Raw genomic sequence first — 11,326 nt, forward strand, 5'->3', positions numbered from 1 at the left:
AAAGTAAATTGTTAAGGGTTCAGCCAATCAGGCTTTCTTCCATTTCCTTTTAGATAATAATCAAACCACTCAACTAATTTATTGGAAAGATCTTCTTGATTCTTCTTATCCTGCAATACATGTCCCTCTCCGGGATATAACAGCATTACCTGCAACTTATTCAGTTTTCGTAATGCAAAGTAAAACGCCATAGTCTGGTCTTTATTTACTTGTGCGTCTATTTCGCCTGCCCATGAAAGCAAAGGGGTCTTTACCTGCTCTGCAAATGTTATAGGGGAGTTATTCCTATACCCTTCCCAATCTTCAAATAGCGATTTTTTCATTCGAAATTGGTCATTTTCAAACCGCCAAGCATCATGCCTTTTATAACTTACTCCATAAGAAAGATAACTGCTTACAAAATCAGATATGCCCGCTCCCGCTATTGCTGTTTTAAACATATTGGTCTGCGTAATAATAAAGTCAGTTTCGTAGCCTCCAAAAGAATGTCCTGTCAGCCCAATATTTTCTTTATCAATAAATCCGGATGCAATTGCAGCTTTTGTTGCGGATATCACGCAATCTAGTGCTGAAAAGCCGGGATTCCCCATTTCATAGACAATATCAGGATAGAGTACAAAATAACCATTACTGGTCAGGTTTGTTTTATTAAATCCACTTCCGTTATGAAGCCCGGGATTGGTATAAGCATGCAGCAGTTGGCTTTGTTTTTGGTAGACCTGCACCACCATCGGATACTTTTTAGCAACATCAAAATCAAAAGGATAAAACAAGATGCCTTTAAGTGCTTTGCCCTTCTCATTTTGATACGATATCAGCTCAGATTTACCCCAATTATACTGATAGTGCTGCTTATTGCTCTTAAATATACTACTTGTCTTCCCGCTTCCCTCCATTCCTATTATTTCTAAGGGGCTGTTGTAATCTTCCTGTATAAAAGTGTAATAATCGTAATACTTTGCTTTTATAAGATGCTTCAACCGCTTTGAAACAGTGGTCATAGTATGAATTTTGAAATTATTCAGTTTATAATAGCCCGAAGTACTGAAATCAGAAGCAATTCCCTCCACTAGCATGCTGTTGCTATTAACAATAGGAATCTGTGGCATCATCCACGATTTTATCGCAATGGTGGCACTGTAAATACCAGACAGTCTGTACACAATTTCAGTAGTGCGTCCTTTGGTAAGTTTTTTTGCGGCTGAGCCATCGCTATTTATTTCCCAAACATCATACTTGTCATAAAGTAGCAATGTCTTATCCCCCATGGTAACACCTCCAATGCCGTACGGTGGTGGTGCGCCCGGTTCATCATAGTCCTCTTCAGAGAATTGCGTTCTTATATTTTTGGTAAGATTCAGATGTGTCCCTTCCCTAATATCATACACCCACCAGTGACCATGCCTAAAATAAACAATAAAAGTATTGCCGGGTGACATATAGAAATAATCAGATTCTCCTGGTTGCTGATTCAAAAAGGGATGTTCCTGTCCTGTTTCAAAATCAGTAAACGTATAATCGCTGTCTGGATAGTATTTTATCGAAGGCTGTGATTTAGAAAATGATTTTGCAAGCATAAACTTTTGTGCCCCGCCTACCATTGCAATCGCTTTATCGGCATTACCGGTTACTATCATTCGATGCTCAGCAGGCCACCATATTCCCAAATGCTGTGGAGACTTCCTGCTCACTTTAGTATAAGGATATAATGTTTCATCATCACCATTCCATACCTGCACTTCTGATACTGCTACTTTTTCACTGCTATCTAACTTCTCTTTCAGGATAAACAAAACACGTTCCCCGTCATCCGATACATGAATCCCGGATAGGTCAGTAGATGCAATTTCAAAATTTTCAGTCCAGCTTCCCTCTGCTCTGGTAACACTTTGCAATGCTTCCTTTTCACTGTAATGATACATTATGGCATCGCCCAGATTTAATGCACCCGTGGGATTACTGATAAAGGCAAACGAATCTTTAGTCCCGCTCCACGTCAAACTAGTAAAGGAATGGGTAGTGCTTTCGACCACTAACTTTTTTTCCGTTCCCGTATCCAAATTAATAACATAGACCGCATTTTTAGTGTCGGAACTCGTAGTGAATGCCACCGATTTTCGATCATGGCTTATGGCATAACTGGTAACATCCCTGTAAGCCTGAAGTACTTTAAGATTAAAATCAGTTAAAGTCAAAGTTCCATTAGTTTCTGCTAAATCACTAATTAAAAGAATATTACCACTAACATACTCAAATGCTGTGGTATTGCTTTTTGTAAGTATAACACCATTGCTAAGGTTCAAAAGATGAAAAGTTTTGCTATTATCCAAACAACCAAATGCATTATTTCCTATAAAGCTATCGCTATACCCTTTCGGAAAAGTGTACCTCTTGGAACTTTTAGTATGCTTCACAAAAAGAGTATCGGGCAAACCGTCATAGTCTAGTTTATAACTCAGCCAATTTCCATTGTCTGAAAGTTGATGTTGTCGCAGTGTATGCCACAAAGGATAATCTGCGACAGTCAGTGGGTGGTTTTTTGAGACCTGTCCGAAACTCGATACGGTTACAAAAAACCAAAATAAACAAAAGCAAATTAAAAAATTATGTTGGAGTATAGTCTTCATTAGTAACCAGGATTTTGAGGCGCAAGAGTACCGTTAAGATCAATTTCCGTCTCGGGAATGGGAAACAAAACATCGGTGGAATCCCAACCGCTTTTACTGACAGACAACACGGGATTGATTTGGTTAAATCGCTTAAGATCAAAAAAGCGATGCCCAAATTCGGTAAACAGTTCCACTCTTCGCTCCTGTAAAATGGCCGTTAAAAGTTCTTCCTGTGTTAACGCTGTTGTATTTCCAAGACCTGCAGTAGTACGGATAACATTTAAATCCCCTTTTGCTCCTATAAGTTCTCCGGCTCGTGCCCTTGCTTCTGCACGAATAAGATACAATTCACCAACCCTAAAAATGATGCTGTTTTCAACAGTTCCTGTATTTGTTTTCTTTTTATACTTGAACGGATGATACCATCTTGATCCCCCATTGGTTATGATCTTCACCCATTTGACAGCTCGTTGGTCTCCAGCCTCGAAAGCCAAAACCAAATCTTTGTTCATGGCAGACAATGCTGGAGGTGTGCTGGTAAAGATAAACGTGGCGGCTTCATTAGTGTTGCCAGTCGGTGATTTTGGGCTTAACTGCCAAATCGTGCTAGAGCTTTCCTTTAGGAAAATTTTATTAAGATCGGTTTCAAAAGGATAGAGTACCGTATTGTTAAGTACCGCCGAGGCAGCATTTGAAGATTCTTCCCACGCACCTGCGTAAAGACAAACTCTTGCAAGCAAGGCATACGCTGCAAATTTATTGGGACGAGTGCGTCCTGCGCCATTATAGGTGTTCGGTAATAAAGCTATTGCGGCATTCAGATCAGCCTTTGCCAAATCATAAACGGCGTTCACGGAGGTTCTTGACACCTTTCTGTTCTGCTCGTAGTCTGTGGTGGTTATATAGGGAATCCCCCCATAAATGTTCGTGAGATAAAAATGTAGCAGCGCGCGAACAAACAAAGCTTCTCCTTTTAATGCGTCTTTGTCAGACTGCGGCAGTTTGACCGCTCCTGCAACGCCTGCAATAACTGAATTAGCAGCATAAATTTGGTTATAACTCAAATTCCAGATGTTCCTGATTTCAATACTAGAGGCAACTAGTGTATTAGTATAAAATGCAGTATTCCCGTTTTGTGCAGTACCATAAAACACTAGTTCATCGGCATAAAGTCCTAAGGTATGCGATAATCCCATCTGTGTTCCGGTAAGCAGACCAAAATCCCTAATTTTCGAATAGATATCAGTCATGGCAGCATTGGCGGTTGCCTTTTCCTCAAAAACACCACTGGCAATAAGTTGATTCTTGGGCACATCGACCGCAACAAACTCATCGCAAGCCTGAAAAGTTATCGCTAGGATTATCATGTAAATAGCCGAATAAAAACGACCGCGCAAGGTGCTTTTAGGGCACCAAATATATATCGTACTTCTGGTATTGTATTTCATAGTCATAGTATTAAAATGTAAATTGTAGTCCGGCAGTAAGAATTCGAAGTGGTGGTAAATAACCAACTGACTTAAATTCAGGGTCAGCTCCTTGGTATTTTGTAAAAGTCAGTACATTCTGTCCTTCCATAAAAATCCTGCATCGCATATTCTTTAGGGTCTTTTCCGGCAGGTCATACGCAATCGAAATATTCTTAAGTCTGATATAAGAGGCATCCGAAATCACAGCATCACTAGCTAGATATCGATCATAAGCTACTACAGCAGCGGCATTGCTTCCATCAGTATAAATTTGGTGCGAGGCAATGTCGCCCGGTTGTTGCCAGTGGTCTAATGCGCTGACGGGCTGGTTAAACATGCTCCCCGGCAAGGTATACGCCGCGTCACCATTATAGTTCAACTGTTTTACAAATTGGAAAAGAAAATCAAGTTGCCAGTGCTTATACTTTACAGTATTTTGTAATCCGCCATAAAATTCCGGATTAAAGTCCCGAACTTCGGTTTTATCGTCTTTTGTAGTATAAAGACCGTCACCGTTCTTGTCCTCAAAAGTGTAGATGCCAGTTTGCGGATCAACTCCCGTAAAATGATACACTTTCTTGATGTTAAGTGGTTCACCAATTACGTAGGTGTTTCGGAATGTAGAAGTATCCAAATCTGGATACTCCAATAAAGTATTTTTTTCAAACGTCAGATTCAAATTTGTAGACCAAGTAAGTACGCTATTCTCGAGGTTAACCGTACGCAAGGTAAATTCTGTCCCTTTATTTTCTACTTCTGCATCAAGGTTCGACTGCAATACGGTAAATCCGGTGGTTCCCGGCAATGGCATTCCGGTAAGTTGATTCGAAGAACGGTTGTTGTACCATCCTGCCGTTAAAAAGAACCTATCTTTAAAAAAACCGACTTCAAGTGCAACCTCAAACTTTTTATTGGTCTCCCACCCAAAGGCGGGGTTATAAAGGCGTGTGGGCTGCAGGCCTATCGTTCCTCCATAGTTAACTCCGGTAGAACCATAAGTGTCAAGAAACTGGTAATCCCCTATTTGGTCATTTCCAGTTACACCATAACTAGCCCTGATTTTTCCGAAGCTTAGTATAGGAAACAACCCCATAAAATGTTCTTTTGAAAAGAGCCATGCCGCACCAACAGCACCAAAGTTGGCATATTGCTTTCCAGCGCCAAAACGACTTGATCCATCTCGCCTACCCGTAAGATTCACAATATACCTTTCCTTCCAGTTTAGGTTGAGCCTGCCGAATAGTGCTTGATATTTATATTGCGTTTCATCATTAGCAAAAATGGTTATAGTGGTTGCTGATGCAATGTTATACAGGAGACTATTGCTTGAAAACCCTTGTCCGAATTGCACCAGCTGTGCACTAGTTTGGGACTGGAATGTGCTTCCTACCAGTACATCCACCCCAATGTTTTTGAACTGCCTTTTCCAGTTGATCTGTGGTTCTGCAATCCATGTTTTTCTTGTGTTACGACCCACTATCAAAGTCGAAAATTCCGGTCCCGTTTCCGATGCAGGATCAAACATAGTTGAAGGCAGACCGTTCACCTCGTCGTTGTAAATGGTCGAATATCCAAAATTAGATCTGATTTCAAAAGCTTCGCTAATCCTGTAAGACAATAGTGAACTTGCCAAAAGGTCATGGGTCTTGGCGTTGTAACCTCCAACAAAATTAGCAAGCGGATTATTAAAGGTGCTGTTTTCCCAATTCAGTTCGCCGTTTTCGCCATAAAGTGCCGGAGCATTGGGAGCAAGTTGTAAGGCAGTTGTGTTCAGGTCTATCCGAGATTGGTGGTTATCCTGCAAAGTATAACCTGCGGTAAAACTAGTATGGAATTTTTTATCTTCTGATTCATGGTTAATATTCAAATGCACATTGGCTTTCTTGTAGACAAAGTCTCCAGGATAGATGGTAGTTTGTTTATTAAAATTGCCACTCATCAAAAATTGTGTTTGGGCACTACCACCGGAAACGGAAGATTGCAGTTCACTAATCAGTGATGTTCCGCCAAGCAATGCTTTCTGCCAGTTGGTATAACGTGTTTGGTTCCATGTCCCATTGATATCGTAGGCCGCTGCTGGATATTGGGTAATCCCGTCATTAACGAATGCTTCCTTACGCATGGCAATGTATTGTTCGGTATTGACAAGGTCTATAAAACGGGTAACGGATCCGGCACCTGTAGATAGGTTGGTAGTAAATTTCGTTTTACCCTGCTTGCCTTTTTTGGTGGTGATCAGCACAACGCCGTTTGCACCTCTTGAACCGTAAATCGCAGTAGCATCCGCATCTTTTAATACTTCAATACTGTCTATTTGGTCTGGATTGATACTATTCAACGGACTAAGCCTGCTCGGGAAACCGGTAGCATTTTGTCCACTACCAATAGCATCAGTGGAATACGGTATGCCGTCTATAAAGTACAGTGGGTTATTCCCAGCTGCACGAACACTGTTCAATCCCCTGATCTGTACCGAAAACCCTCCTCCTGGAGTTCCAGTTGTCTGGGTAATATTCACCCCTGCCATCCTCCCCTGCATCGCTGCGAGTACATTCGTTACAGGCTGATTTTCAATATCCTTTGATGTTATTTTAGCGATACTCCCCGTTCGTTCGCTTTCTTTAACACTGTAATAACCCGCATTAATTTTCACTTCCTGCAGTTGGGTTGCATCTTCTTGTAATTGTATGTTGATTGTTTTTCGTCCGTTTATAGACTCTGTAATGGTTAAAAAACCCATAAAACTAAAGACTACTATATCGTCTGCTGATGCAGTTAGCATATAGTTCCCGTTAAAATCAGAGATAGTTCCAGCTGTAGCTTTTCCTTTTATAGAAATAGTCACACCGGCTAAAGGGTTTGTACCATCAGTTACAGTACCGCTTATTTGCACTTGCTGTTGAGGTATAATTTTTTTTGTTACCGTCGCAAAAGCGGAAGGGTTGATTGTTGCGGCATGGGCAGGAAAATCGCATAAGCAAATTCCTAAAAGCAAAGGAATCGCCGGCCATCCCTTGTAAAATGAAAATATATTCATAATTTTGGTTTAGTTAAATGAAACGTTAGTTTTGTTAGCATTGGTCCTCTATGCAGTTGTCCAGACGGTTGGAGGGCCTTTTTTGTCATTGCGAGGCGTTGCGAGGCACGAAGCAAAGCAATCTCATTTCGAGGTTCGACGCACCCGAGAGAAGCAAAGCAATCTCAATATTATTATTCTATCATAGGCATACTTTTTAATTAGATTTATATTCTAGGTTCTTGTCTCTATATTCTACGTTCTAAATTCTTTAACCCAATTCAAAATTTAAAATAATTAATAACCTCTATTCACCTGACGATGTGAATTTTAACATCAGTTCAGTTCACGCTATTATAACCATAAAACCACATGAACATCGTTGCTATAAAAAGTATAATTATTCCTATTTTTATTTGTTTGTAGTATTTCATAGTAAAAATTTAGATGTTATAAATCCAGTTGTATTGCTAGGGTAATTTGCTGTAAGAATTATATAAAGGAAGATTGATTATTTGCATTATTGCCATCACTCTTCATCACAATTCAAAATTTAAAACAATAATAACTTCTTTGCTCTTTTATCTGAATCAAAAAAAGAACCTGCACTGAAACACTAACTCAAAATAAAGAAACAGCACAGGCATTAAATAAATAGTATTTTTTTTTATTTCATAGTTATGGTTTTTTTAGCGGTTAAAACTGCTGCGAGACTATGAAAAAAGAAGAAGCGGTGCTGAGAATGAAGTTGAGTATTGCCAAAATAGTTGCCAAAAAAATGGCATGGAACTCAGCTTATATCGCTCCAAGGTACTGGTATACCCGCACACGAATAAGTGAGCCCACGCCATGAGACGTGAGCATCTTACTTATCATCTCGCGTGCTAAAAGTACCAGTTTTTGGAACGAGATTCTAAGCGAATGCTTCAAATATTTTTATATGAAGAATCGCAAAATTATTTATTTAAATGCTCAATGCAAATATTATCTAATAATAATTTCAATATTAAACAAATATAACAAAAAAAAGTTATTTGTTATAAGTTCTTATAACATTTTTTGAAAAAAATATAACGCCTTTTGTTTAAAAGCTAAAAAATGGACAAACATAAGGAAGAGAAGTTAAAAAAATTCGGTTTGCATATCAAGAAACTTCGCACTGACTTAAATTTGAGTCAAGATAATGTTGCCTTAAATAGTGATAAACTTATTAAAGCCACAATAAGTGATATTGAAAATGGCAAAAGAAATTTATCTTTTACAACACTTTTAGATTTAGCAAAAGGACTTGGAAAACACCCAAGAGAATTATTAGATTTTGATTAAGATAACTAACATTTTAAAGAGTTAAAAAAGGATGCTATTATGCATTTTTTTTTAACTCTTTAAATTCTCCCAAATTGCATATTGAATTTCCAGAATTGCATAGCATTCTAAAATACAAAATCATTTATTGCATTCTTTTAATTTAAGAATACAGCAAATGAAGTGGTATGAAATTATAGGGTTAATTGTGATATGGGTTTTAGGTCTTTATGTGACAGGGAAGTTTTATGAGTATTTGAGGAATAGGCATTATAATGATAGTTGGAGACGAAAGAAATAATGAAAGATGCTGTGAGGTGTCTTTTTTTATATGATATTTTTACCGATAATGAGGAAAACCGTGATAAACGTAAAAATCTAAAATTCAATGATTATACATGTCAGTATTAAAAAGCTATGTATATTTATGAATTGGGAGTAATTTTAATACAAATTTTATAGATGAACACAATAAATAAAATAAAACTATTAAACTTTAAAAGATATGAAACTTTTGAAGTTGCTTTTGACGAGAAAATAAATTTACTTATTGGCGACAATGAAGCAGGGAAAAGTTCTATTTTGACGGCAATAGATTTGGTAATTAGTGGTAGTAGAAATAAAGTAGAGACTATTGGACTTGAATACTTATTCAACTCAAATGTTATTGAAAACTTCTTAACATCTGACAAAAATTATGCGAAATTACCAAAGTTAGAAATTGAATTGTTTTTGAGTGAACAAAATAATGAAGAAACTAACGGGACTATAAATAGTGAAAAAATTGCCGTAGACGGTTTAAAATTAATCTGCAAACCAAATGACGAGTTTGGAACGGATATAAAAAAAATATTACAACAGGAAAATTGCATTTTCCCATTTGAATACTATTCAATAGAATTCAAAACTTTTGCAGACCAATCTTATTCAGGATATAAAAAGTATCTAAAACATATTTTTATAGACAACTCACAAGTAAGTAGTGAATATGCTATGAAAGAGTATGTGAAAGACATTTACAATAGCTCTGTAAATAGTACAATCGAAAAATATAATCATCAGCACGAATATAGGTCACATAAAGAAAGCTTCAAAAACAATGCTTTTAAAGACATAAATGCAAGACTTGGAGAATATAAATTTGCAATAAAGTCAAATTCTAAATCAAATTTAGAAACTGACTTAACTATTTTTGAAGGGAATATTTCTATTGATAACAAAGGGAAAGGTAGGCAATGTATAATAAAGACAGAATTGGCTTTAAGTAGAAACGACAATGATTTAGAAATTATTTTACTTGAAGAACCTGAAAATCATCTGAGTCATAGCAATATGAAAAAATTAATTCAAAAAATTAGTGCGTCTGACAACAAACAAATTTTTATTGCCACTCATAGCGATTTAATAAGTACAAGACTTGATTTAAGAAAATCAATTTTATTAAATAGTACAACTATAAAGCCACTAAAACTGAGTAATCTCCCAGATCATACTGCGAAATTTTTCATCAAAGCACCCGACAATAATATTCTTGAATTTATCCTTTCAAAAAAAGTAATTTTAGTAGAAGGAGATTCAGAGTATATTTTAGCTGAGGCTCTTTTTAAACAGGTAACAGGGCTTGAAATAGACGACTGTAACATTCATATAATTTCTGTTGACGGAACAAGTTTTAAAAGATATTTAGACATTGCGAAAATTTTAAACATTAAGACAGCTGTTATTAGAGATAACGACGGAAATTACCAAGATAATTGCATAGAAAACTATTCCGATTATATAAAGGATAACATAAAGATATTTGCGGATAGCAATAACACAAGAAGCACTTTTGAAATATGTATTTATCAAGATAATACAGCAATATGCGATGAATTGTTTAAGGGAGGTATAAGAATATATAAAAATGGAAGAGAATCTTTAACAGTGGAACAATTTATGATTAATAATAAGGCAGAAGTAGCCTATACTTTATTGGACAAAAAAAATTCTGAAATCATTTCACCTCAATATATCACAGATGCTTTAAAATGGATAAAAGAGTAATTTTAGCAGTTGCAGGATCGGGCAAAACCTACCATATTGTAGAACAACTAAACGAAACAAAACGTTTTTTAATAATTACCTATACCATTAGCAATACTGAAAATTTAAGAAATGAGATTATTAACAAGTTTGGTTATATACCAACCAATATTAAAATAAAATCATATTTTACATTTTTGTATTCTTTTTGCTTCAAACCTTTTCTTGCAAATGAAATTGATAGAAAAGGTATATCTTGGAAACTACCTAAAAGCTTTTTCGACAAAAGTTTTCTAACTAAAAATGGTTATTTGTATCACAATAGAATTGCTATGCTAATTATTAAACAAAACGTTATACCAAGTGTTAAACAAAGATTAGAAAAATATTATGATTGCTTACTAATTGATGAAGTACAAGATTTTGGAGGACACGATTTTAATTTATTGAGTGAAATATCCAAAAGCAATTTAGACATACTTTTTGTTGGAGATTTTTTTCAACATACTTTCACTACAAGCAGTGATGGCAAGACAAATATTAATCTTTATAAAAGCTCAGCAGATTATTTGCAAAAATACAGAGATTTGAATTTCACAATAGATAATACAACTCTTGTAAATAGTCGTAGATGTAGTAAAACAATTTGCGATTTCATAAGAGAGAAAATAGGCATTGAAATTTATTCTAAGGGAAATTTAGAAACTGAATACAAATTAATTACAGATGAAACTGAAGCCGACAGAATATTTAACGACAGTAAAATCATAAAACTCTTTTTACAAGAGCATTATGCTTACGATTGTTATTCAGATAATTGGGGAAGTTTGGATATGCAAATAAAAACTGCACATTAAGTTAAGCTACATTTTTGTAATTAATTTGATTGTTAAATTCTTCAA

At 36.2% G+C, this 11,326-nt stretch carries 6 protein-coding genes; 3 read left to right on the forward strand and 3 right to left on the reverse strand.

Annotation, left to right across the window (positions count from 1 at the left end):
- Positions 1–11 precede the first annotated feature (11 nt).
- The 3 genes from EKM03_RS13585 to EKM03_RS13595 are packed head-to-tail and all read right to left on the reverse strand — an operon-like array spanning position 12 to position 7,115.
- Positions 12–2,627, reverse strand: coding sequence for an LpqB family beta-propeller domain-containing protein (locus EKM03_RS13585; RefSeq protein ID WP_126740600.1), 2,616 nt, complete (start codon positions 2,625–2,627; stop codon positions 12–14).
- Positions 2,627–4,063, reverse strand: a complete 1,437-nt coding sequence (locus EKM03_RS13590) for a RagB/SusD family nutrient uptake outer membrane protein (RefSeq protein WP_233584103.1) — start codon at positions 4,061–4,063, stop codon at positions 2,627–2,629. The genes EKM03_RS13585 and EKM03_RS13590 overlap by 1 nt, the downstream gene beginning before the upstream one ends.
- Before the next feature lie 4 nt (positions 4,064–4,067).
- Positions 4,068–7,115 (reverse strand): SusC/RagA family TonB-linked outer membrane protein, encoded by a 3,048-nt coding sequence (locus tag EKM03_RS13595; protein ID WP_126740601.1) that lies wholly within the window; start codon positions 7,113–7,115, stop codon positions 4,068–4,070.
- 1,077 nt (positions 7,116–8,192) lie between these two features.
- On the opposite strand from EKM03_RS13595, the gene EKM03_RS13600 reads away from it, so the two are divergent.
- The 3 genes from EKM03_RS13600 to EKM03_RS13610 all read left to right on the forward strand — a co-directional run bounded on the left by EKM03_RS13600 (position 8,193) and on the right by EKM03_RS13610 (position 11,281).
- Positions 8,193–8,420 carry a helix-turn-helix domain-containing protein gene (locus tag EKM03_RS13600; protein WP_126515719.1) on the forward strand — a complete coding sequence of 76 codons (228 nt, stop codon included), beginning with the start codon at positions 8,193–8,195 and terminating at the stop codon, positions 8,418–8,420.
- A 441-nt stretch (positions 8,421–8,861) separates the two neighbouring features.
- Positions 8,862–10,445: an ATP-dependent endonuclease gene (locus tag EKM03_RS13605; protein ID WP_126740602.1), complete on the forward strand. Its 1,584-nt coding sequence runs from the start codon at positions 8,862–8,864 to the stop codon at positions 10,443–10,445.
- The gene (locus EKM03_RS13610) at positions 10,430–11,281 is read left to right on the forward strand and encodes an AAA family ATPase (RefSeq protein WP_126740603.1); all 852 of its coding nucleotides are present in this window, start codon (positions 10,430–10,432) and stop codon (positions 11,279–11,281) included. The genes EKM03_RS13605 and EKM03_RS13610 overlap by 16 nt, the downstream gene beginning before the upstream one ends.
- Positions 11,282–11,326 lie beyond the last annotated feature (45 nt).

Origin of the sequence: Flavobacterium sp. GSP6 (genome assembly GCF_003984855.1) — a bacterium.
Classification (GTDB): Bacteria; Bacteroidota; Bacteroidia; order Flavobacteriales; family Flavobacteriaceae; genus Flavobacterium.